Raw genomic sequence first — 23,835 nt, forward strand, 5'->3', positions numbered from 1 at the left:
GGGGAGGAGCCGCGAACGCATGCCCACAGCGCTACCGTCGGCAGCGGGGTTGGCCTGTCACGCCAACGGATCAGTTCGAGCGCTATCGCATTCAATGCGGGAAGGGATTGCGTTAGCTGCGATCGCGCGAGACGAGGAGGGGAGATACGACGCTTTCGCTTAGCTTACCGGAATGTAATGCCAGCGTAACGGCCAGGTGGCCGACGGTTTCATAGCATGGCATTGGGTACGAACAGGTCGCAGGCAGCAGGTTCTCAGCGATTTGCGGAAGCGCAGCAGCAGGAAGTACTGCCTACCGCACAAGACGTTCAGGGCGCGGTGCGCAGAGCAACAGCGTGGCAAGTTGCCGAGTAGGGTAACGAAGATTGGTGCTGGACGTCGTGTCAATCTGCCGAATGCTCGTGGGTCACGCCTCTATGTCGAACGCAGCCGGCTTCCACATACGTAAGGCTGCCTTGCTCCCAGTGCTGGCCCGCGCGGGCGTAAAAGTGCATCTTGATCGGCGTCCCCCTGGGGGTATGAAGCTAGGCAGCAAAAGCAATGTCATTGATGTGGTCTTCCCAGCGGTCGCACACCAAAAGCGACGACGGCTTCACGACAATACTGATCCCGACGGGTCGCGACACGTGGCTGCGCACTCGAGGGGGTCAGCGGCCGAACGAGGTGCCACTTTCGCTGAGGGCGGAGATAAAGTCAAATCTGGTGTACAGGGGTTGATCGAGGGCCGGTTGTCAGGCGGCGAGTTTCTGCTGATCCGGCGGATTGTCCAGCGCCGGGGTTCCGTCCTTGAAGGGGATGCCCTTCAAGAGCAGTTCGATGTGTTCAGCGCCTCTGATGCGGCGCCAGGTTTTCTCGGCTTCCTCGATCAGCTTGAAGGCCAGACCGAGGAAGGTCGCTCTGGACACGCAATTGCGCGTGCGCGTGGTGCGGTGACGCACGGTCGCGAAGGTCGATTCAATCGCGTTGGTGGTGCGGATGTGCTGCCAGTGCTCGGCCGGGAAGTCGTAGAAGGTCAACAGGCTGTCCCGATCCTTGGTGAGCACGCCGGTGGCCTTGGGGTACTTGGCGCCGTAGATCGTTGCAAAGCGATCGAAGGCAGCATAGGCATCCGCCCGGGTGGCCGCCATCCAGATCGCCTGCAGATCCGCCTTGGCGCGGCCGTGCTGGGACTTCGGCAAGGCGTTCAGGACATTGCCCATCTTGTGGAACCAGCAGCGCTGGGCGCGCGTGGCCGGGAACACTTCCTCCAGGGCAGCCCAGAATCCCATGGCGCCATCGCCGACCGCCGCCAGCGGGCCAGCCTGCAGGCCGCGCGACTTCAGGTCCAGCAGCACCTCCTGCCACGATGCCTTCGATTCCCGATAGCCGTCACCGATTGCCACGCGCTCCTTCCTGCCATCGGGCGTGACGCCAATGATCACCAGCAGGCATTGCCCGTCCGAGCCCTCGCTGCGCAAGCCCGTGTGGATGCCATCCACCCACCAGTACACATAGCGCGCCGCCGACAGATCACGCTGATTCCAGCGCGCATGTTCGTCTGCCCACTGCGCCTTCAGGCGACTTACCACGTTGGCCGATAGCCCCTTGGCCTCCTCACCCAGCAGCACCGACAGCGCCTCGCTCATGTCGCCTGTGGAGATCCCCTTCAGATACAGCCACGGCAGCGCCGCACTCACCCGCGGCGACTTCCTCACATAGGGCGGCACGATCGCCGAGTTGAACTTCACGCCAGACCCGGACCGGTCACGCACCTTGGGCACCTTCACGGCAATCGGTCCGGCAGCCGTCAGCACGTCGCGCTCCGGGAGGTAGCCATTGCGCACCACGGCGCGCTGGCCGCTCAATGTCTTGACGTTACTGAACTGCGCAAGCAGCTCCGCAAGTTCCACTTCGATCGCCTCCTGGATGACCCGCCGGGCCCCACGCCTGATCAGTTCCTCGAGCCCCAGCTCGATTTCCGATAGACCGACTGCTTCTTTACCTTTATCCTTGCTCATGGTGGAGTTTTCTTGTGTGCTGGTTTCCGATCTCGACAATCAGATTCTCAGCGGAAATCTCCACCGCCTTCAACTCCTCGCCTCAAACTCCCCCCGTACACCACTTTCGACTTTAGCTCCTGAGGGCGCGGCTCGCAATTCTCTTCTCGCTGTCCTCGGCTGCCATCTTACTAGGCTTGGGAGTACTCACTGCCTGCTCCGTAGATCAAATCTTTGCCGACGAAGATTATGCCGTGCTCGGGGACAATATTCGCCGGATCCAAGAGACCGTCGCGGTAAGCCAAACAAAGTCGATTCCTGCCAGGCTTGGTGAGACACTGGGTCAATATCCCGGAATTGTTGCGCACGTTCGCGCTATGGACGGTAGCAGTCTACATGCGACCAAGGGATTCGATTTCAGTACCGCCTTCGATGCCGTGGCGAAGCTCGGCTCAGACCGCAATACCTTTGTATTTAAGCAAGATGGAAAGGTGTACCGGGGTATGCGCGCCATTGCTCCCGCGATTGGCGCACAGTCCACGCCGCTGACAATTGTTGTCGGCTTGGATACACAACTACACGCGCACTCCGTGCGGGCATTCCGGGTGTCCCTGGCATGCTACTTCACGCTGGCGGTGTTTGTGAGCGGCATGTTCGGCTGGTGGGCTGCCCGGCGCGGACTGGCGCCGTTGCATTCCCTGGCCACACGCGCCCGGGCGCTCACCGCACGCAATCGTGACGAGCGCATGCCGGTCAATGCACTGCCCGTCGAGGTGGGAAACCTCGTAGCAACGGTGAACGCGATGCTCGAGCGCGTCCAGTATGACTTCGACCGTCTGTCGGATTTTTCTTCCGGCCTTGCTCACGAGTTACGCACGCCGATTACGAACTTGATGCTTCAGACGCAGGTCGCCCTGTCTCAATCCCGCGACGCCGATGAATACCGCGAGGTGTTAGAGTCCAACGCGGAGGAACTACAGCGTCTCACGCAGATGTTGTCCGACATGCTATACCTCGCGAAAATCGAGCATGGCATCACGTTGCCGAATGTCGAGGCGATCAACGCTGTGGATGAAGTGCTGTCGTTGTTTGACTTCTACGACGCGTTGGCGGAGGACAAAGGCATCCACCTGCATTTTGATGGGCAAGGGAAGGTTACCGGAGATCGTTTAATGTTACGCCGAGCGCTCAGCAATCTGCTCTCGAACGCGCTACGCTATACACCAACCGGCAAGGAGATCCGTGTCCAGGCACGCGAGCAGGGCGGGAGCACGTCGATCGTGGTCCAGAACGACGGCGAGATCAGTCCCGAGCTGCTGCCATTGGTATTTGACCGCTTTTTCCGTGCCGACAAGTCAAGGACACATGCCGATTCTGACAGCGTAGGGCTAGGGCTTTCTATTACGCAAGCCATCATGGTTGCGCATGGCGGAGAGATATCGGCGGAATCGTCGGATGGCACTACCCGCTTCCTCTTGATTTTCCCCCGGAGCGCGGCTTTAGGCTAGATGCCTCCAATTGAGAGAGTAGGTCATGGACAAGGCGCAGTTTTTACAAGCCGGGGCGGGCGCTGCATGACAATTTTTGCTCCGGACCTCTACGGGACCCACCAACGCTGCCAGATAATCGACTGCGGATGCTGATGGGCAGTCCCGATAGCTGCGCGAACTAGCGGGTCGATGGGCGACACCCTGGCACTGGGCATGGCACCGTGCGTGCAGGGGGTCATGCCAAGATACAGCCAATGGGCTATCATAAGCCATTAGGTTATATAGACAAGCAAAAACATTCCCGGAAGTTATAACGATGGTCTAGAATTTTGCCCTCGTCCTCGGCTAGACTGGCTGGCCTTTCAGAGATTGCGGAGATCCTGTATGGCCACCGTCGAGCGTACCGCCTACCCGCGTTTCCCGAAGGTGTTCTCCACCAAAGAGCTTCAGGCGTGCTACACGCCGGATGCCGAGGAACTGGAGTGGGCCACCCGCTCAACCCGTGGACAAGGTCCGCGACTTGGCTTGCTGGTGCTGCTGAAGGTCTTCCAGCAACTGCATTACTTCCCCAACCTGGACAGCATTGCTGTCGTCGTAATCGGCCACGTGCGCGCCAGCGCGGGTCTGGCGCCAGATGCCGCGTTTGGCTATGACCGCAAGCTGTCCCCCACGCTGTACCGGCATTACACGGCGGTGCGCGAATTTCTCGGCGTCCAGCCCTATATTGGCACCGATGCCAACGAGGTCACGATCCGTGCTGCGCGCGAAGCCGCGGAAACGATGGACCAGCAGGTGGACATCATCAACGTCACCATCGATGCGCTGATCCTGCACCAGGTCGAGCTGCAAGCGTTCTCCACCCTATCGCGCAATCGCGGGCGTGCCAGCCTCGAAGCTTGCGCTCCCTGGCCAGCCAGGCCATGAGCCTGGACGCGGCCAATCTACGGGAGGTCCTGCCTGAGAAGCGCTACACGCTGATCGTTGCTTTTATCAACCATATGCGCGTGCGCACTCGCGACGATCTCGCGGAGATGTTCATCCGTCGCATGGGCGCCATCCACAAGCGGGCGCGCGACGAGATGGAGCGCATCCAGTCCCGGCAGCGCGCGCAGATGGAGAAGCTGGTCACGTTGCTCGACGGCGTAGTCGATATCGTCGCCGACGGCCAGGACGACGCGCTGATCGGCCGGCAGGTGCGCCGCTTCCTCGCGCCGTCCGGCGATTTGGAGCCGCTGCGCGAGAGCTGCGCCGAGGTGCGGGCCTTCAGCGGTAACAACTACCTGCCGCTGCTATGGCGGCATTTCCGCGCGCACCGCTCCGTGATGCTGCGCCTGGCGCAGGTGCTGGAATGGGAGTCGACCAGCCAATCGCGCACGCTGCTGGCGGCACTTGCGGTGGTGCTTGGCAACGAATCCCTGCATCGCGAATGGATCGCCGCCGACGTCGATGTGAGCTTCGCCTCGGAACGTTGGCGAAAGCTGGTGCGCCGCCCCCACGATCAGGGTTCCCCCACCAACCGGCGCTACCTGGAACTGTGCGTACTCTCGCATATGGTCAACGAGCTGCGTTCCGGCGACTTGTGCGTGGTGGGATCCGACGCCTTCGCTGACTACCGGGCCCACCTGCTGCCCTGGCGCGAATGCGAACGGCGCCTGCCCGAATACTGCGCCAAGCTGGACATGCCGGCCAACGCGCAGGACTTCGTGGTGCATCTACGCCAATGGCTGACCGACACGGCGCGTACGCTGGATGCCAGTTTTCCCGACAAGCGCCAGCACGTCACCATCGGCCAGGACGGCGAACCCGTGCTCAAGCGGACGATCGCTAGGGAGATCCCGGCCAGCGCGATCGCCCTGCAACAGGCGCCGATCCGGCGCATGCCGACGCGCAATCTGCTGGACGTGCTGGCCAACATCGAGCACTGGACCCACTTCACGCGGCACTTCGGCCCGCTCTCCGGCAGCGACCCCAAGATCCGCAATGCGGCCGAGCGCTACCTGCTGACCATCTTCGCCATGGCTGCAACCTGGGGCCCACCCAGGGCCGCCCGCCATATGGGGGATCGGGTCACGCCGCAAATGATGTCGTTCGTCAACCGCCGGCATCTGAGCCTGGAGCGTCTCGAAACCGCGCAGCGGGAATGATCGAGCTGTATCTGCGGCTCGACCTGCCCAAGCACTTGGGGGGATGGCAAGACCGTCGCGGCTGACGGTACCCAGTACGATTTCTACGACAACAACCTGCTGGCCGGCTACCACTTCCGCTACCGCAAAATGGGTGCGGTGGCCTACCGGCACGTGGCCGACAACTACATCGCGGTATTCCGGCATCTCATTCCGCCCGGCGTGTGGGAAGCCATCTACGTAATCGAGGGCCTGCTCAAGGCCGGCTTGAGCGTCGAATCCCATACCGTGCACGCCGACACCCAGGGCCAGTCGGCCGCGGTGTTCGCCTTCACGCATCTGCTGGGCATCAAGCTGATGCCGCGCATCCGCAACTGGCAGGATCTGAAGCTTTATCGTGCCGATGCCAATACCAAATACAAGCACATCGACCGGCTGTTCTCGGACACCGTGGACTGGCAACTGATCGCCTTTCACTGGCAGGACCTGATGCAGGTAGCGCTGTCGATCCAGGCCGGGACAATCTCCTCGCCGCTCCTGCTGCGCAGGTTCGGCTCGGAAAGCCGACGCAACCGCCTGTTCCTGGCCGCGCAGGAACTCGGCAAGGTCGTGCGCACGGCGTTCCTGCTCGAATGGATCGGTAGCCGCGAACTACGCCAGGAGATCACCGCCACCACCAACAAGATCGAGTCCTACAATGGCTTTGCCAAATGGTTCTCGTTCGGCGGCGACGTGCTGGCCGAAAACGACCCCAACGAGCAGCAGAAGCGCCTGCGCTACAACAACCTGATCGCCTCGGCCGTGATTCTGCAGAACACGGCGGACATGATGCAGGCGCTGCGCGCGATGGTGAAGGAAGGAATCAAGGTCGACGTGGCCGCCATTGGCCTCCTGAGTCCCTACCTCACCAGCAACATCAAGCGCTTCGGCGACTATAGACTCAACCTGGAACGGGTGCCGGAAGCCTGGATTCGCGACAGCCTCTTTGCGGCTCCCGCCCATTCCTTCCGCAAGCCTCGCCATGCCTGATACCGATACCCCTTACGGCAGGGTCGACACCGAGGCGTTGCAAGCGCTTCGGGACACGTTCGACACGACCACCATCCTGCGCGTGGTGGACCAACTCGATGCGATCCGCGCACGTTGCTGTGAGCCAGCCGGGCTGCGCGACGATCTGCTGCGCTTGCACGGCATGGCACATACTCTGATCAACGGCGCCGCATTGTCGTATCCAACCACTGGCCCGACCTTCGTGGACCAAGCCGAGGCCATCATAGAGGAACTGGACGACTGGATCGTGCTGCTCAAGCGCGCCGTGCAAGCGCTGCGCGCTGGAGCCGCTTCGCCCCCGCGACGATAGCTGACTCGGCCAGGTCGCTTGCCCGTCGAGACGGCGCATGTGAGGCTGGCTGCGACGACGCGGCAGAACAGAAGCCGGAACGAGCCGGGGCAGCGTAGCCGCGTCCGCTACGCCCTTTGGCGCACTCTTCCCGCTTGCAGCGACGCGATCAGCGGGCAGGAAACGTTGCCCTGTCGGGCATGGCAGGCGCACACCAGTTCGGCCAGTACGGCTTCCATGCGTCTGAGGTCGGCCAGCTTCGCGCGCACGTCATTGAGCTTGCGCCCGGCCAGGCTGCTGGCCTCCTCGCAATGGGTGCCGTCCTCCAGCCGAAGCAGCTCGCCGATTTCTTCCAGGCTGAATCCCAACCGCTGGGCCGCTTTCACGAACCGCACGCGCGTCACATCCGCTTCGCCATAGCGGCGGATGCTGCCATAAGGCTTGTCCGGCTCCGGCAGCAACCCCTTGCGCTGGTAGAACCGGATGGTTTCCACATTGACCCCGGCCGCCTTGGCGAAGGCGCCAATGGTCAAACTCTCCAAATTAGGCCCCATCCTGCTTGACTCCGTACAACGGTACGGAAGTAAGCTTAAATCATCCATTCCTGATTCGAAAGGACCCGCGCATGTCGGAACCGCAACGCGGGCGCCGTGCCCTCTTCGCCGGCGGACTCGCCGCCATCCTCGCCTCCACCTGCTGCCTGGGGCCGCTGGTGCTGGTGGCGCTCGGTTTCAGCGGAGCCTGGATCGGTAACCTGACCGCACTGGAGCCATATCGGCCCCTGTTTATCGGCACGGCGCTGGTGGCGCTGTTCTTTGGCTGGCGGCACATTTTCCGCCCGGCGCAGATTTGCAAGCCAGGCGAGGCCTGCGCCATCCCGCAGGTACGCGCCACCTACAAGCTCATTTTCTGGGTCGTCGCCCTTCTGGTTCTGGTTGCGCTTGGATTTCCCTACGTGATGCCATTTTTCTACTGATCAGGAGTTCGCCTTGAAGAAGCTGTTTGCCGCCCTCGCTCTCGCCGCCGTTGCCCCCGCGTGGGCCGCCATGCAAACCGTCACGCTGTCCGTGCCGGGCATGACCTGCGAGAGCTGCCCGATCACGGTCAAGAAAGCGCTTTCCAAGGTCGACGGCGTGAGCAAGACCGATGTGGGCTTCGAAAAGCGCCAGGCCGTCGTCACCTTCGATGATGCGAAGACCAGTGTGCAGGAACTGACCAAGGCGACCGAGAACGCGGGCTATCCGTCCAGCGTCAAGCGGTAAGCCCGGGGTGAGGCTTTGGGACGGATCACGCGCGTGGTCAACAAAGCGGGGGGCCTCGGCAGCATCGTCTAGGCGATGGGTTGCGCGAGTTGTTTTCCCGCCATCGCCGGCCTGGGCGCGGCCATCGGCCTGGGCTTCCTGAGCCAGTACGAGGGACTGTTCATTAGCGTCCTGCTGCCAGTGTTCGCCGGCATCGCGCTGCTCGCCAATGCGACCGCCTGGCTTAACCATCGGCAGTGGCAACGAACCGCGCTCGGCGTGATCGGCCCACTCCTGGTGCTGGCTGCGGTCTATTTGACGGTTGGCTGGCGCAGCGAAGCGCTGCTCTATGTCGGCCTGGCCTTTATGGTCGGGGTATCGATCTGGGATTTCGTCGCGCCAGCCAAGCGTTGCGGCGCACCGGACACCTGTGAACTACCGGCCAAGCGCGGATAGCCGCGTTGGCCGCTGCTGAAACGAAACAAGGAACTGTGGCATGACCCACTTGAAGATTACTGGCATGACCTGCGATTCGTGCGCCGCGCACGTCAAGGACGTCTTGGAAAAAGTGCCGGGCGTGCGGTCGGCGCTCGTGTCCTACCCGAAGGGCACGGCGCAGATTGCTACCGAGCCCGGCACCTCGCCGGGTGCGCTGATCGCAGCCGTGGCCGGACTCGGCTACCGGGCCATGCTCGCCGAGGCGCCACCCGCAGAAAAGCAAGGCGGGCTCCTTGACAAGGCGCTGGGCTGGCTGGGTGGCGGTGACAAGGGCGGGGAGAGCGCCGTTGCGCTGCGCATCGCCGTCATCGGCAGCGGCGGCGCCGCGATGGCGGCGGCACTCAAGGCCGTCGAGCAAGGTGCGCAAGTGACCCTGATCGAGCGCGGCACCATCGGCGGTACCTGCGTCAACGTCGGCTGCGTGCCGTCCAAGATCATGATCCGTGCGGCCCACGTGGCCCACCTGCGCCGCGCAAGCCCGTTCGACAACGGCATCCAGGCCACGCCGCCGGCGATCGTGCGCGCGCGCCTGCTCGCCCAGCAGCAGGCGCGCGTGGAGGAACTGCGCCACGCCAAGTACGAAGGCATCCTGGCCAGCACGCCGGCCATCACGGTGCTGCGCGGCGAGGTCCACTTCCAGAACGGGCATACCCTGAGCGTGCACCTGGCCGCGGGCGGCGAGCGCGAGGTGGCCTTTGACCGCTGCCTGATCGCCACTGGCGCCAGCGCGGCCGTGCCGCCGATCCCCGGCCTGAAGGACACCCCCTACTGGACCTCGAACGAGGCGCTGGCCAGCGCCACTCTGCCCAAGCGGCTGGCCGTGATCGGCTCGTCGGTGGTAGCGGTGGAGCTGGCGCAGGCCTTTGCCCGGCTCGGCAGTCAGGTCAAGATCCTGGCACGCAGCAGGCTGCTCTTCCGCGAGGACCCGGCGATCGGCGAGGCCGTCACGGCCGCCTTCCGCGTCGAGGACATCACGGTGCTGGAACACACGCAGGCCAGCCATGTAGCCTACGCGAACGGCGAATTCGTGCTCACCACCGGGCACGGCGAAATCCGCGCCGACCAGTTGCTGGTCGCTACCGGCCGCGCCCCCAACACGCGTGAGCTGGCACTGGAGGCGGCGGGGGTGACGGTCAACGCGCAGGGCGCCATCGTCATCGACAATGGCATGCGCACCACCGCGCAACACATCTACGCCGCCGGCGACTGCACCAACCAGCCGCAATTCGTTTACGTGGCCGCCGCGGCCGGCTCACGCGCGGCGATCAATATGACCGGAGGCGATGCCGCGCTTGATCTGAGCGCCGTGCCTGCGGTCGTGTTCACCGACCCGCAGGTCGCCACCGTGGGCTACGGCGAGGCGGAAGCGCACCACGACGGCATCGAGACCGATAGCCGGCTGCTGACGCTCGACAACGTGCCGCGCGCGCTCGCCAATTTCGACACGCGCGGCTTCATCAAGCTGGTCGTCGACGCAGGATCGGACCGCTTGATCGGCGTGCAGGCGGTGGCGCCGGAAGCGGGCGAACTGATCCAGACGGCAGCATTGGCGATCCGGGCGCGGATGACCGTGCAGGAGCTGGCAGACCAGTTGTTCCCGTACCTGACAATGGTCGAGGGCCTGAAGCTCGCGGCGCAGACGTTCAGTAAAGACGTGAGCCAGCTATCCTGTTGTGCCGGATGAGGAGAATGGGGAGCATTCGAGGCGGGCAACCACCAGAACATAATGCGGACGTTGAAGGAGACTGCCCTTGTGGCACTGACCGTGGCAACCCTTGGCAGCGCCGCGGGTATCGCGCACGCCGGCATGAGTTCGCCGCGTGATACGTTTACCGCTGGGGCGCATACGATGGGCACGCGCATTCCGTTCACCGATGGAAGCCACGCCGTAGGCTCGCGAGACACCTTCAGCGACGGCGCCTGACCTGGGCACGGCGCCGCCTCGCCGGGACGGTGGGTCGCCTGACTGGCCGGTGCCTTGTCGCGTTGCGGGTATCGGGAGGATTGGTCGATACCCGCCTTGCTGCTCACGCGCGCGCCCGGGTGAAGCAATCCCCATGCGCCAGGCTGCCTAGAAAGGTAGCGAGCCAGCCAGACAACGCCGCAGCGGTCGAAGTCTGCGCTATCCAACGGGGAGCGGCTGGGCATCGCGCCCGAGGCGCAATTTTGTTTGTCCCATCGCCGGCCCACACGCCGTTGCCATCTGTAACGGCGTCGTGTGGTATCTCCTGGCAATTCCCTCAAAGTGCCAATTTCAGAGCTGTCTCGCGATAGCTTCGATCGGCTTCAGTCCGTTGAAAGCGCACGATGCTTTCGCGATGCTCGCGCAGGCTACCGGCCGAGGAAGGCTGCCTTCCTCGCCGACGAACAAAAGCTTTGCGCCTAACAGGGGCTCACATCCTCGCGGTACGTTGCGATCGCAGGTTATAGGTCACGCTGGCAATGATGATGAGGAGAATGGCCACTTGCGCGGCAATGGTTTGCACAGAGGGGTAGACACCCAAGACATCGATGCGCGGCATTGAGAGCGGCGTCACCTGCAACAAGCCGACTTTCTGTAGTGCGGCGACGCCCTTGCCGATCAGGACGACGGCAAGCACACCAACCAAGGCGGAACTGAACGAAAAAAACTGGCGAATCGGCAAACGAGCTGTGGATCGCAGGAGAACTATCGCGATCACTCCCAGCACAGCAATACCGGAACCGAGTCCGGCGAGCATATAGGCACCGTTGCCATCGGACCACAGAGCCGCGTAGAAGAGCACCGTCTCAAATACTTCCCGGTAGACCGTAACGAACGATAGCAGGAAGAGCATAAACGCCGACTTCCTGTTCAATGCCGACGACAGCTTCTCCTTCACGTACGATTGCCAGCGTCCCGCCAGACTCTTCTGGTGCATCCACATGCCAACGCCGAGGAGGACGACCGCCGCGAAGACGGCGGAGAAGCCTTCGGTCATTTCACGACTTGCGCCGCTCAGATCGACAACATAGGTGGCGACCGCCCACGTCAATCCACCGGCTCCCAGCGCGGTGATCCAACCCGCGTGAACATAAGGAAGGACGTCAGTGCGATTGGCCTTTTTCAGGAACGCCAGCATCGCCACGACCACCAACAGCGCTTCAAGCCCTTCACGAAGCAGAATCGTAAAGGCGCCAAGGAAGGTCGAGACAGCGTCATTGGTGCCGGCGAGCGCTTCCTGTGCCTCATCGAGCTTTGACTGCAGCCGCGTTGCGATGTCATGCGCGCGCTCTGTCTGGCCATTCGCCACAGCATTGCGATAGAGGCCCATCGTCTTCTCGATATCCAGGGAGAGAGTATGGCTCTTGGCTGCCAACGCAGGCTCAACTGGTTCGAACCCATCGAGATACGCGGACAAAGCCAGTTGTGAGGCGACTCGCGTGTCTCCCATGTCCAGCGCAGCGACACTTTCCTTCAGCTTGGTCTTGGCGATCGAGAGGCTGTCGGTGGTCGATGCGGCTAATACATCGGGTGAGCTACGCAGGTACGCCAAGCCATCACGAGCAGTCTGTGCGCCAACCGATTTAGCAAGAGCCGCCTCCGAGGTCTGGCTAAGCTTGTCGAGCGTGGGAACCGCCGCGCGGAGTCCCGGCTCAGCTGTCCAAAGCTTGGCGCCTGCCTGGCGGTCAGCCTTTGAATAAGACAGCGTCGAAGCAAAATAGGCAAGGGCCCATCGGTCGTCTTCGGAGAGATGGGCAAAGCCCGGCATCGATGTTCCCTCCACGCCGCGCGTGATGATCTGTTGCAGGGCAAAGATGCTGCGTTCCTGCGCGCGTGCGTGGTCGGCCAGCGCAATCGGGGGCGGGTTGAGTTTTGCTGCAAGCGGGCCGTCCGCGTTACCGGATACGCCGTGACAGGACGCGCACTGGCTTTGATAGAGCTTGGCGCCTTTCTGCAAATCAGGCGCTTTGCTCGGGGCCATAGGGATAGGGTAGGCTGCGAGGACTCCGCTGGCCAACGTCCGAGCCTGTTCGGCGACACTTTCTGGCGAGGCCTTCGCTGCGATGGACAAACGCAATGCGCCAGCTTCCTTGCTTAGTTGTTCGGAGGTCGGTCCTGGCGGCAGTTCGCCTAGCTGTCGCTCGATCGTCTGGGCGAACTCTTGCATCTCAACATATTCAGCCTCGTTGGTGACGCGGCTATCTTTGACTGAACCGCCATAGTCAACGGCAAGGTAGTCCAGCAATTGCCAGACTTGCTTGGCTTTGTCTTGTGTTGATAAGGGCTCAGCGCTCAACGTCGAAACGGAAAGCACCCAGGAAATTAGAACGAGGGAGAAGATGCGCAGGGCTTGCATGAGGAACACGCCGGGCAGGCGGCAATTTTGCGGGTAAATGCGAATGATTGTAATTCATATCGTTTGCGCGATGGGCCCGTCTTTCGCGAAGGGCGCAGTGCGGAATCGCGCTTGACTCTATAGCCGCTAGAGGCTGTTAACTAGTAGCGTTAATCAATACTGGTGACCTGCCTTGAGTAAGTTCAACACAAACCGATGGGGCTTTCCGGCAACTTGCTCGTGTGGGCTTGCGCTGAGCGCAGTTGTGCGCACGATGCGAGGGATGCAATCGCATACACAGCGTAGCCCAAGCCCTCTCCGGATGGTGGCATCCAAGGGACAGAGGTGCTGATTCGATGAGTTCGACGACTGTTCTCTACGACTGGGGCGGCTGGAATCGAGAGCTCTTCCTACTGGTCAATGAAGGCACGCCGGCAATGCTCTTGCCTCTGGCCAAGCTGTCTAGCTACGTGCTGGGCAACTATTGGACCGCGCCTGCGGTCATGGCTGGCTTTTGGGTCTGGTCAAGAACAACCGCGGAGGTAGACCCATCGGTAGCGCTCCGCGCTCAGTTGGCTCGATTCGTAGCCGCATTCGGGATTGCGTTTGCTGTAGTTGGACTATCAAAGTTGCTATTCGATTTTCCGAGGCCGGCTGCCGTGTTCGGCCACCTGTGGCATTCAATCGGTCCGATCGAAACGCACTACAGCCTGCCGAGTGGACATTCCACGTATGCCGCTCTGGTTGCTGGTGCGTTATGGCCGATGGTCCGCGCGCGCTGGCGGCTGGCTCTAATTGCCTATGTGGCGCTGGTCGGCTGGTCGCGTTTGGCCGCAGGCATGCACTTCCCGGCGGACGTCTTGGTGGGCTGGATGATAGCGCTCGGCAGCTTGGCTGTTTCGAGCCGGTTATTGCAGGGCCTGCTTAACGTACCGAGGATCGTCGCGTCGGAGTAACAGGGTAACAGGTGAGGAGTGCAACCATTCCATGGTGTCTGCAACAACGTCGCTCCGTACGCGATTCGCTGTTTGCGTGGTGTGCCGGGGTGTTGCGACGGGCTATTTTTGGCTTCCCAACGGGCTGTTTTGCCTCGGCGCACCGCTCGATATTGGCGCAAGGGTCGCCTTCGCGCTCAAGGCGGATCTCAATCTCCCAGTTTTCCTGTGGCTGGCACGCTGCGTGCGAGCAGTAAGCAAGGGACGGTTCATGTCACCAGACGACTCATCAAGGTGTGCCGGATTTGGTGGTGACAATGCAAGCAATCGAGTTACATGAGGAGGTCGCAATGAAACAAAATGCACGATCAACGATGCGGACCCTGTTTTTTGCTGTGAGTGCGCTGGTGAGCTCGGTGGCGCTGGCGCATTCCGATGACGTTGAGGGTGTCGTCGACAGGATCGATAACAAGGCGAGGAGCTTCGTCATCAAGGGTCAGACAATTTATGTCGACGCCGATACGAAGTACGACGATGGACTGACCCGCTTTGAGGACATCAAAATCGGAGACCGACTTGAGGTCGACGTTCATGAGAAGAATGGTCGTAAAGTCGCGCATGAGATCGACAGGGAGGACTAATTGACTAACGTCGACCCGCAGCCTGCGATGGGCGGGGTGAGCACTGAGAAGCTGTGCCGTCAGGATGACAGTTCGCATCGCGGGCCACCGCGGGGGCAGCGTCTTCGCCAGCGCAGCCTCCGTGGCGGTGCCAACGCGTTCAGGTCGGAAAGGGCGGCGCGCACGTGCGGTTCGTTTGTCGCATGTGCCAGTGCTCCAAGCCAGCTACTATGAGCCCCTAGAAGCGGCGCTCGAGGCCCGGAATAAGTGCTCTTGGTCGACGTGGAGCGGACGTTTGGCTCCAACGCCGATTGCTTGGCTGCCTTTGCCGGGAGGCCGGGCATTTATCCGACCGTAGAAACCTCCTTGCCTGGTCGCCGTGCTCCTGGGGTCTCTCGTCGGCTTCAGCGTCAACGCCCGGGAGGCCCGCCGACTTTCGCCTGCGTGAGCACCAAGGTGCTGACCGCGGAGTTGCTTGACACTGCACCCGCTACAGGGTCCAAAATGCAAAGGCAGTACGGACTCTCAACGCGGAACCATGGAACAACAAGCGTTCGATGTGGTAGTCGTCGGTGGCGGCCCAAGGGGCTACCAGGCTGCCCAGCGCGGCGCACAACTTGGAATGAAAGTGGCTTACGTCGAGGAGCGGCCAAGGCTCGGCGGCACGTGCCGCAACGTCGGCTGCATTCCCTCTAACAGGCTGCTGAAGTACTCACCGCCCAAGCGATGAGGCTCCCCCCGCAAGGCCGGGGGGCGCTATTTTTCACAATCCGGAAGCCGTGCGTCACTGCATCGACTTTTTCCGCGTTTTGGCGCCCATTTTCGGCCTCATTACCGCGTATATGAACGCGTCCCTTTGCAACAGTTTTCGTGTGTTCAAACTGACAGGATGGGTTGCAGCTGTATATTCGGCCTTGTTGCAGCCGCTACTGCCCGCTGCGGGCCCCTATGAAATCCGCGGACTCGCTCCTCATTGATTACACGAGCTCGAAGCTCTTGCGGTAATACAGGTTTTGCAAGTCCCAGGTCCTACCTGACTGTCATCACACTCGATTGCTGCGCAACCTTTCGACGTTCACCCTTGCGTTAGACGTTTATCTTCTACATCGAGCTAGCCATTCATGCCGGCTTCACGCTCACGTAGCCCTTCTGATACTGCCGGCCATGGGCCAGCACGGCCCAGATCGTCCGTGCCATTTTGTTGGCCAGCGCAACGATCACAACATTGCGCGGGCGACGCTTGCTGATCTGCTCGACCCACGGTCCCGGCTCTTTCGCGTGCGTCAGCGCACTGCGTGCGCCGTGAATCAGTAACGTGCGGAGGTATGTATCACCTCTCTTGCTGATGCCGTGTAAATCCACCTTGCCGCCCGAGCCGGTCTGCTTGGGCACCAAGCCTGCCCACGCCGCGAATTCCCGACCCGAGCGGAATGCTTTCGGATCGCCCACATCGCGACCGCCGCCGTGGCCGTCAGCAGGCCCACGCCGGGAATCTCGCTGATTGCCTTTACGGCCTCGTCTTCCTTCTTCCACTCGCGCATACGGCGTTCGATCTCGGCCACCTGCTTGTCGAGCTCGGCCAACCCGTTCCACTGTTCGCGTAGCGTGTCTACCAACGCACCAGGCAAGCGCTGTGCGAGTCGGCACAGAACTTCCGGTATCCCCTTGTCCAAGGCTGTACGTCCTTTGCTCATTACCTCACCGTACTCCGTCAGGAGTCCGCGCAGTCCGTTGATCTGCATCGTGCGGAACTTCACCAACTGCTCACGCATCCGGTGCAGCCCCAGCATTGCCTGCTGCATCTCCGTCTTCACCGCTACGGGCTTGCCGGGTTGCTGCACAGCCAGCCAGATCGCCCGGGCATCCGCAGCGTCGGTCTTGTTCCCGATGTTGAACGCTTTGACGAACTCCGCAGGCATCAGTCTTACCTCGTGGCCCATCTTCATCAGTTGACGGGCCCAGTGGTGCGCTCCGCCACAAGCTTCCATTCCGATCAGGCACGGAGTACGATTCGTGAAGTACTCAAGGAACTTCGCCCGCTTGATCGGCTTGTTCACGATCTCGCCAGTTTCCTGATCGACGTAGTGCACTTGGTCGGGTAGCAGCGACGCATTACTGCGCCGCCGCCCCCTCAGAACCGGACGTGCAGGTCGCCCCGCATCCGGCTCAAGCCATTTCTTCAGCGCCATTGGGTGGCACCGGACAGCCCGGCGGAACGTTTCGCGGTTCGACGGCGGGCAAGGTAGATGTCCCATGCCGGATCAAACGGATTAGCCAGTCCCCGGATTTTGATGTGGCGCTGGATGGCGACCGTCGCTGCGCGGAAGAGTTGCAGGCCGCAGGTGTCATCCTCGGTCGAACCCTTCGTTGCAAAATCCCAGGACCGATGTCCGTCACACCGGAAGTAACGTTTCCTGACCCACCGGGCTCCTTTCGTGGGGTGCCTACGTCTTGCCCACTTCCAGAGCAGGTGCCAGATGTGCGAGTCGATCGTTGAGAAGGTCGCTTTTGCCACGACGTGGCGATGATACATAGCCCAACCCCGAATGATCGGGGTCAGCCTACGGATCAACGCCTCTTGGGTGACACTCGCGTTGTCCTTGATGACTTCCCTGACCTTGTCGAGCAGCGATTTGATACTTTTCTTCGCTGGCTTGATCAGCAGTTTGCCGCCGTACTTGCGCACGTTTTGGCCAAGGAAATCGAAACCCTCCGCTATGTTGGTGATCCTGGTCTTCTCTTCCGAGAGTTCCAGACCTCGGGCGGCCATAAACTGCCTGACCGCGGGAAGCACCCGGGATTCCAGCACATCTCTCGACACGCCAGTCACCAAAAAGTCATCGGCATAACGGACGACGTTGAGCTGAGCCTTGCTGCGAGCAAGTTTGGATGTTCCTACACTTGCATGGATTGCCGCTTCAAGCCCATCCAGCGCCATATTCGCGATTACGGGCGAGATGACACCCCCTTGGGGTGTACCCGCCCGCGACTCGAACAGAGTTCCCTCATCGATATATCCGGCCTGAAGCCACTTTCGCAGAACCCCCTTATCCATCGGTACGTTCTCCAGGAACCAGGAATGACTGAAGTTGTCGAAACAGCCTCGAATGTCACCCTCCAGAACCCATTCTGGCGAGGCACGCTTAGCCAGAACGTTGAAGCACTGCTCGATGGCATCGGCGGTCGAGCGTCCGGACCGAAAGCCGTAGGAATTGGCATCCGCCAGAGTCTCCGCGACGGGTTCCAGAGCGAGCTTCCATAAAGCCTGCATCGCCCGGCACCGCATACAAGGAATTCCTAACGGACGCTTCTTGCCGTTACTCTTGGGAATGTAAACCCGCCGCAGCGGCATCGCCCGATAGCCGCGATGACGTAGCGACACCATTCCGCTCCATCTGGCCGCCGGGGACGACCATATCCTGCCGTCCACCCCCGGCGTCCTCTTACCGCGATTTTCCGTCACACGCTTCACGGCCAACATCTTGCCGCTATGCGAGCGGGTCAGCAGACGTTGCAAGGCTTTCACCTTGCCCCATCGGCCTTCCCGGACCACCTTGGCGATACGCACCTGAAGCCGTTTCACCTCTGCCTCAATGTGCGGCCAGTTCGCCTGATCCCACATCTGTGCAGCGTGCGAGGACGCACCAGCTCCCGACACTTTCGCATCGTACGCCGTCATCTGCTTTCCCTCGTATAACGATTAGTCAAGGTTCTCTCGCCATGAATGACCCTGCGGAAGTCTGCCCACTTTCGTGTCGGGCAATGTTGCAGCCCGTATCCCGGCCATTACAGCCGGGCGTTCGCTTTCTCCGCGTTCCTTTACCCACCACGCCAACAGCGTTCCTTACGGTTCGCCTGCCGTCACCGGCAGCATGATGGGCTTACCCTGTTCCGCATGAATCTCCGAGCGGGGCGGACCCTTCCTCTTCGCCGGCGGCTGGTTGTCCATGGTGGCCCAGTATTCAAAGACCACTCCTCACCGCATACCGTTTTGGTTCAAGCCTGTCAGCACGTTTGGCTTGTCAAAGATCACGACGTTTATCAGAAGTTCACATATGTTGGTCGTACCCACTCATCCCTTGCTCCTCTCCGCCTTCGTGCTGGCAGATTCCGCTTCGCCTCGCGGCTGGGCGTACCGGTTATCCGGCGGCTACGTTGTCCCCAGAGCTTCACACCGAGCTGTTACCGGCTCCGCATGTCTGGGTAGGGAACGGTTGATGGAACAACCGGTTTCGTCAGGCCATACGTTCTCCTGTGAAACAGAAATTCAGGCGACTTGCAGGTCGCACGAACACGTTCTTCGCGATGTCCACACCGACTGCTGTACGATTGACCACTGGATTCTCCGGTTGCCTGGGAAATGCCTCCATTTTCCACCCTTCGCACATCGAGGCCATAGGCCCGTGAGGATCCACCTTTCTTTGCTCTCACATTCACGGGTGGGACGCGTTCATTTCATTGATTACTGCAACTGCGGACGGATTTGTCCCAGCGAGCGCATGCGCACGAGGTTGTAGGCGGCCATGCTCAGCACAAACATTTGGTCGACCTTCTTTACTCCGCGCACCATTACCTGGCGCATGCGCCCCACGGTCTTCGCCCACCCAAAGCCCTGTTCGATGAGCTTGCGTTTCTGCTGCGAGATGGCATAACCGACGCTGCGAGCAATGGCATCAGGAACGGCCGAGCGCCGCCCCGAGGTGTTTTGCGCCACGTGAGGCGTCACCTTCATCTCCAGGCAAGCCTCAATGAACTCCTGCGCGTCATAGCCCTTGTCCGCGCCCACGGTGACTTCCACATCCAGGTCTTCAGTCACCTGCCTGGCATCGTTGAGCATGACCTTTGCGGCCTCGCGCTCGGCGTGTCCGTCCGCATTGGTCACCATGGCGCTCACCACCAGGCCGTGGCGGTTGTCGCTCAGGGTATGGCCCATGTAGCGCAGTTCACTCGCAGTCTTGCCCTTGCGGTACAGCCTGGCATCGGGATCGGTCTTGGACTCGTGCGTGTCGTTGCTGCGCTTGCGACCTTTGAAGTTTCCGTCGTCGCTATCGTCCTTGTCGCCGCCGTCCTTGCGCACGAAGCTTTTGTGGCCTGCCCACGCCTGAATCAGCGTGCCGTCGACGCTGAAGTGCTCGCCCGACAGCCAGTTCTTCTTCTGCGCGATGGCCAGCACCTCGTTGAAAAACTCGATGACCGCATCATGCTTGATCAGCCGTTCGCGGTTCTTGGTGAACACCGTCGGCACCCAAACTGGGTCGTCCATCGACAGCCCGATGAACCAGCGAAAAAGCAAGTTGTAGTGCGTCTGCTCCATGAGCTGACGTTCGGAGCGAATGCTGTAGAGCACCTGCAGCAGCATGGCCCGCAGCAATTTCTCCGGCGCGATGCTGGGCCGGCCACCCTTGATATCGGCCTCGTACATCTGCGCAAACAACCGGTCCATCTTCACCAGCGCCTGGTTGGCCATGGTGCGGACTGAGCGCAGCGGGTGGGACTTCGGCACGAAATCATCGAGCCTCCGCATAGTGAACAAACTCTCGGTGAAGGTGTCTGCGCCGCGCATGAAAGTAGGGTTGGATGGGGTCCTCAAATCAACGCTTTAGTTAGTCGTCGCGCTGACGTCCGCTCGAGGTATTTCAGCGGCCTGCTAAGGCCTTGCTGGAACCCAGCGAGCGTTATGCCGCTGCCCAGCACCAGTTCGGCGAGCACGGCATCCTGTTCAAGGAACTGAGTGTCGACCTGCGTCGGCTGCTGGGGCACAAGGAATCTGTCGTCGATGATTTGGGCAAGGGAATTGACTACCTCTTCAAGAAGAACGGCGTGACGCGCCTGGTCTGTCGAGGCCGGCTGATCGATCCCCAAACGGTCGAGGTGGCGCTCAGCGGAAGGGCCGAGGTCCGCCGGGTGCAGGGCCGCTGCATCGTCATCGCGACAGGGCCGCACAGCGCCTCGTTGCCTGGAATCCAGGTTGACGAGCGGCGGATCATCTCGTCCACGGGAGCGTTGTCGTTCGACCGGGTGCCGGATCACTTGGTCGTGATTGGTGCTGGCTACATCGACCTGGTGTTGGGTTCCGTCTGGCGGCGGCTCGGCGCGGAAGTGACGGTCGTCGAGTACCTCGACCGCATCACGCCCGACATGGACGGGGAGCTGGCGGCCCAGTTGCACAAGGCCCTTCAGCGCAAAGGCTTCAAATTCCGCCTCGGTCAGAAGGTTCTCGCTGCCCGGCTGGAGCAGGATCATGTCGCCCTCGAAATCGAACCCGCCGCCGACGATCCCCGTGAGGCGTTGACGGCGGATCGCGTCCTGGTCGCAGTCGGGCGGCGGCCCCACACCGAGGGTCTGGGGCTTGATGCACGTGGCGTCAGGGCCGATCCGAATGGTCAGATCCTCGTGGACAAAGGTTTCCGCACGAGCGTCGAGGGCGTCTACGTCATCGGCGGCGCCATGCTGGCGCACAAGGCGTCCGAAGAAGGCATTGCGCTGTTGGAGCAATTGGCCGGGCAACACCGGCACCTGAACTACAACGCCATCCCAGCGGTGATCTACACGTGGCCGGAGGTGGGCTCCGTGGGGCAAACCGAAGAGATGCTGAAGGAGGCGACCACGAGGCGGTGTTGGCGATGGAGTTTCGGGCGTCGGCCGAAGACATCGCCATGGCTTGTCATGCGCATCCCACGCTGCCGGAGGCGCTCAAGGAGGCCGCCCTCGCAGTCGCGGGCCGCGCCCTGCATGTGTGACAACCTGGGAGAGGCCCGAGCATGCAGAAGAATCGAGCGAACGTCTTCCGCCTCGGCGGCGCCGTCGCACTGTGTCTGGCCCTGGTGTCCGTGAATGCCAGCGCCGGCCTTTTGGACAAGGTTCTGGGGCGCTCCGATCCTTCAGAGCCTTTGCCCCCTGAGAAAGCCTTCCAGATCAAGGTCGAGGTGGTCGACGGCAAGACCGTCATCGCTACGCTGACTCCGGCACCCGAGCACTACCTGTACCGCAAGACGGTCCGTTTCGCGGCCAAGAACGCCAAGGGTGCCCGACTGGGGCCCGTCGCATTGCCGAAAGGGACAAAGAAGCAGGATCCTTTCTTCGGCGAGACAGAGGTGTACACACAGCCCGTCCAGGTGACGCTTGCGCTGGAGCGCGCCGCCGGTGTTCCCGCTTCACTTTCGGTAGTCGTGTTCTATCAAGGCTGCAACGGACGGCTGGGGGTGTGTTACCCGCCGACGCAAACGGAGTTTCCGATCCGGCTGCCCTGATTCACCGTAACCGGTTGGCTCGATGCCTCTGATGAGTTGATGGAGCGTTCGCCGGTCCGTCGACGCCCCGCCGTGCGCAAGCTATTGAGCTTTCCCTAATTCGCGACAGCGCAAAAACAACCACCGTCATTCCCGCGCAGGCGGGAACCCAGCGTCTTTATAGTCACTGGGTTTCCGCCTGCGCGGGAACGACAAGCAAGAAACGTTATCGTGAATTTCGGAAACATCAATAAGCATCGACATGAGAGGGCTGGCAAAGCTGATTGCGGTCAGCCCGCAGACATTTTTTATGCACCCGCCGCTCGATGCTGCCCTGCACGACCGCGCCGGCCCATCCATCGTGATCCGGTGAACACCAGCAAGGTCGAGATTGAGATTCTGCACAGTAATAACAGTCGGCAGGCAGATGGCCTCTTGACACTGCACGCTACGGACTTTGTAATTGGCTCTTTCGTCCGCGCATCAATGTGCGCGGCTTCATCGATCGGTGCGCAGCCGAGGCAGCTGTTGCAGTGGAAGGTCAGGTAAACGAGATGGTCGAGAGAACAAGGCGCCGACTGTGCACCGTTCTCATCGTCCTGGTTGCCGCAGTGGCAGCAGGCTTTTTCCTGCGCCATTTCGAAGGTTTGTCTGGCGCGAGCCAAACAGGCCCCCTCAGGTTCGTCATGCACTCCAAAGCGAAGCAGGCGGCCAGCGTCTCGTTCAATACGGGTGATGGCGCTTCGATGAAGCTAGACGATCTGCGAGGCAAGGTCGTGCTGCTGAACATCTGGGCGACTTGGTGTCCGCCATGCAGGCAGGAGATCCCATCTCTGGACCGCTTGCAGGCGAAGCTCGGTGGGTCCGACTTCGAGGTGGTGGCGTTGTCCATCGACAAGGACGCAAAGGGACTTGCCGAGGTGAAGTCCTTCTATTCGCAGGTCGGCATCCACCATCTGCGCATCTTCCAGGACCCGACCGGCACCGCCGGGTTCACCCTCGGGACGGTCGGCGTGCCGACGACCTTGTTGATCGATCGACAGGGACGTGAACTGGGGCGCCTGACGGGCACGGCAGAGTGGGACAGCCAGGAGGCGCTGGACTTTGTCCGCAGCAAGGAAAGCCATGAACACCACGACGATCTCCAGTGGGCGCAAGGGCTACTTCGCCGAACGGTCAGCGCTCGACTGGGCCGCCGCAGGCGGGATACTGCTGGCGACGCTCTTTGCATTCGCCCGGTACTTCGACGCCATGGATGTCTACGAAAAGGGCATCCTGATCACGCTCACCCCGGCGGCGATTGCGCTCGTCTGGTTCTGGCGTCCGCTGCGCGCGCTGGCGGCCGGCGTCACGCTGGCCAGTATCTGCTGCCATCTTGCTCTACAGCGGCGCGACGGATGACTTTGGAGCCGAGCTGGCCCGCGGCGAACAGATGTTCCTGCTTCGGTACTTCTTGTCCAGTCAGAGCGCGATCCTTTGGATGGCGGTGTTTAGTGATGATGAGCACCTTGTTCTACTGGATCGGATTTTTCACGTCCAAGCAGGCCGAGAACGGGGCCTTGAAAGATCGGCTCGGGGCTTGCCTGGGCCTCGGTGTTCATGGCGCTGGTCGGTACCATGGTCCGCGTGCTTTGCCTGGAACCCCTGGTCTTCCGCAAGACCGCCGTCAGCAGCTATTGGGGCCTGTATTTCGGCGTTGGCGCGCTGCTGGCCGGGGCCATCATTGCCGCCAGGCGCGTGGTGGCGCAGCGCTTGCCATCTTTCGAGGTGTTGGATGACTTAATGTACAAGGCCATAGCGGTCGGCTTTGCCTTCTTCACGATTGCTACCATCCTCGGTGCGTTTTGGGCTGCAGAAGCCTGGGGCGGCTACTGGAGCTGGGACCCCAAGGAAACCTGGGCGCTGATCGTGTGGCTGAACTACGCAGCCTGGCTGCACATGCGTCTCGTGAAGGGCCTGGCTGGTGGCATGGCTGCATGGTGGGCCTTGGTCGGATTGGCGGTCACATCGTTCGCGTTCCTCGGCGTCAACATGTTCCTCTCGGGGCTGCACTCCTATGGCGAGCTGTGAAGTCCCCGGTGCCAGA

General features: G+C 61.5%; 17 protein-coding genes and 5 pseudogenes. 16 read left to right on the forward strand and 6 right to left on the reverse strand.

Features of this window, described 5'->3' with window-relative positions:
• Positions 1–731 precede the first annotated feature (731 nt).
• Complete coding sequence (locus tag CTP10_RS33015) at positions 732–1,997, reverse strand: IS256 family transposase (RefSeq protein WP_116324092.1); 1,266 nt, start codon at positions 1,995–1,997, stop codon at positions 732–734.
• A 119-nt stretch (positions 1,998–2,116) separates the two neighbouring features.
• Between CTP10_RS33015 and CTP10_RS33020 the strand changes: the two genes are divergently transcribed.
• From CTP10_RS33020 to tnpC, 4 genes and pseudogenes are all read left to right on the forward strand, one after another.
• The gene (locus CTP10_RS33020) at positions 2,117–3,484 is read left to right on the forward strand and encodes a heavy metal sensor histidine kinase (protein WP_116323989.1); all 1,368 of its coding nucleotides are present in this window, start codon (positions 2,117–2,119) and stop codon (positions 3,482–3,484) included.
• 366 nt (positions 3,485–3,850) lie between these two features.
• Entirely contained in the window at positions 3,851–4,390 is a 540-nt protein-coding gene (locus CTP10_RS33025; protein WP_233528499.1) for a DUF4158 domain-containing protein, read from the forward strand.
• A gap of 626 nt (positions 4,391–5,016) precedes the next feature.
• Positions 5,017–6,618, forward strand: a pseudogene (locus tag CTP10_RS33030) (transposase).
• Positions 6,611–6,949 carry a Tn3 family transposase post-transcriptional regulator TnpC gene (gene tnpC / locus CTP10_RS33035; RefSeq protein ID WP_116323988.1) on the forward strand — a complete coding sequence of 113 codons (339 nt, stop codon included), beginning with the start codon at positions 6,611–6,613 and terminating at the stop codon, positions 6,947–6,949. The pseudogene CTP10_RS33030 and the gene tnpC overlap by 8 nt, the downstream one beginning before the upstream one ends.
• A 107-nt stretch (positions 6,950–7,056) precedes the next feature.
• On the opposite strand, the gene merR is transcribed toward tnpC, so the two are convergent.
• A complete protein-coding gene (merR, locus tag CTP10_RS33040) occupies positions 7,057–7,482 on the reverse strand; it encodes an Hg(II)-responsive transcriptional regulator (RefSeq protein ID WP_116323987.1) in 426 nt (141 codons plus the stop codon).
• 71 nt (positions 7,483–7,553) lie between these two features.
• Here merR and merT point away from each other — a divergent pair, with 71 nt between their 5' ends.
• From merT to CTP10_RS33065, 5 genes are all read left to right on the forward strand, one after another.
• Positions 7,554–7,904, forward strand: coding sequence for a mercuric ion transporter MerT (gene merT, locus CTP10_RS33045; protein WP_116323986.1), 351 nt, complete (start codon positions 7,554–7,556; stop codon positions 7,902–7,904).
• 13 nt (positions 7,905–7,917) lie between these two features.
• Entirely contained in the window at positions 7,918–8,190 is a 273-nt protein-coding gene (gene merP, locus CTP10_RS33050) for a mercury resistance system periplasmic binding protein MerP (protein ID WP_116323985.1), read from the forward strand.
• A gap of 75 nt (positions 8,191–8,265) precedes the next feature.
• Entirely contained in the window at positions 8,266–8,625 is a 360-nt protein-coding gene (gene merC, locus CTP10_RS33055) for an organomercurial transporter MerC (RefSeq protein WP_233528498.1), read from the forward strand.
• Positions 8,626–8,665: 40 nt separating this feature from the next.
• Entirely contained in the window at positions 8,666–10,351 is a 1,686-nt protein-coding gene (gene merA / locus CTP10_RS33060; protein ID WP_116323984.1) for a mercury(II) reductase, read from the forward strand.
• Positions 10,352–10,420: 69 nt separating this feature from the next.
• Positions 10,421–10,591 carry a hypothetical protein gene (locus CTP10_RS33065; protein WP_233528497.1) on the forward strand — a complete coding sequence of 57 codons (171 nt, stop codon included), beginning with the start codon at positions 10,421–10,423 and terminating at the stop codon, positions 10,589–10,591.
• 469 nt (positions 10,592–11,060) lie between these two features.
• Here the strand turns inward: CTP10_RS33065 and CTP10_RS33070 are convergent, their stop codons facing one another.
• The gene (locus CTP10_RS33070; RefSeq protein WP_116323982.1) at positions 11,061–12,986 is read right to left on the reverse strand and encodes an FTR1 family protein; all 1,926 of its coding nucleotides are present in this window, start codon (positions 12,984–12,986) and stop codon (positions 11,061–11,063) included.
• Between the two features lie 335 nt (positions 12,987–13,321).
• Between CTP10_RS33070 and CTP10_RS33075 the strand changes: the two genes are divergently transcribed.
• The 3 genes and pseudogenes from CTP10_RS33075 to CTP10_RS33085 form a co-directional block, all read left to right on the forward strand.
• Positions 13,322–13,921, forward strand: coding sequence for a phosphatase PAP2 family protein (locus CTP10_RS33075; protein WP_116323981.1), 600 nt, complete (start codon positions 13,322–13,324; stop codon positions 13,919–13,921).
• A 329-nt stretch (positions 13,922–14,250) separates the two neighbouring features.
• Positions 14,251–14,541 carry a DUF5666 domain-containing protein gene (locus CTP10_RS33080; RefSeq protein ID WP_147316354.1) on the forward strand — a complete coding sequence of 97 codons (291 nt, stop codon included), beginning with the start codon at positions 14,251–14,253 and terminating at the stop codon, positions 14,539–14,541.
• Positions 14,542–15,058: 517 nt separating this feature from the next.
• A pseudogene (locus tag CTP10_RS33085) lies at positions 15,059–15,235 on the forward strand (FAD-dependent oxidoreductase); the annotation flags it as partial.
• 404 nt (positions 15,236–15,639) lie between these two features.
• On the opposite strand, the pseudogene CTP10_RS33090 reads toward CTP10_RS33085, so the two are convergent.
• The 3 genes and pseudogenes from CTP10_RS33090 to CTP10_RS33100 all read right to left on the reverse strand — a co-directional run bounded on the left by CTP10_RS33090 (position 15,640) and on the right by CTP10_RS33100 (position 20,083).
• A pseudogene (locus CTP10_RS33090) lies at positions 15,640–16,655 on the reverse strand (IS110 family transposase).
• Positions 16,656–16,699: 44 nt separating this feature from the next.
• Positions 16,700–18,199 carry a group II intron reverse transcriptase/maturase gene (gene ltrA, locus CTP10_RS33095; protein WP_271816191.1) on the reverse strand — a complete coding sequence of 500 codons (1,500 nt, stop codon included), beginning with the start codon at positions 18,197–18,199 and terminating at the stop codon, positions 16,700–16,702.
• Between the two features lie 783 nt (positions 18,200–18,982).
• On the reverse strand, positions 18,983–20,083 hold the full coding sequence (locus CTP10_RS33100; protein WP_116323762.1) for an IS5 family transposase: 1,101 nt from the start codon (positions 20,081–20,083) through the stop codon (positions 18,983–18,985).
• A gap of 92 nt (positions 20,084–20,175) precedes the next feature.
• Between CTP10_RS33100 and CTP10_RS33105 the strand changes: the two genes are divergently transcribed.
• The 4 genes and pseudogenes from CTP10_RS33105 to ccsA all read left to right on the forward strand — a co-directional run bounded on the left by CTP10_RS33105 (position 20,176) and on the right by ccsA (position 23,819).
• On the forward strand, positions 20,176–21,354 hold the full coding sequence (locus CTP10_RS33105; RefSeq protein WP_116323761.1) for a dihydrolipoyl dehydrogenase family protein: 1,179 nt from the start codon (positions 20,176–20,178) through the stop codon (positions 21,352–21,354).
• A complete protein-coding gene (locus CTP10_RS33110; RefSeq protein ID WP_116323760.1) occupies positions 21,282–21,770 on the forward strand; it encodes a protein-disulfide reductase DsbD N-terminal domain-containing protein in 489 nt (162 codons plus the stop codon). Before CTP10_RS33105 ends, CTP10_RS33110 begins: the two co-directional genes overlap by 73 nt.
• Before the next feature lie 725 nt (positions 21,771–22,495).
• Positions 22,496–22,744: pseudogene (locus tag CTP10_RS33115) on the forward strand (TlpA disulfide reductase family protein); the annotation flags it as partial.
• Between the two features lie 130 nt (positions 22,745–22,874).
• Positions 22,875–23,819 (forward strand): annotated as a pseudogene (ccsA, locus tag CTP10_RS33120) (cytochrome c biogenesis protein CcsA).
• Positions 23,820–23,835 lie beyond the last annotated feature (16 nt).

Source organism: Cupriavidus sp. P-10, assembly GCF_003402535.2.
Lineage (GTDB): Bacteria > Pseudomonadota > Gammaproteobacteria > Burkholderiales > Burkholderiaceae > Cupriavidus.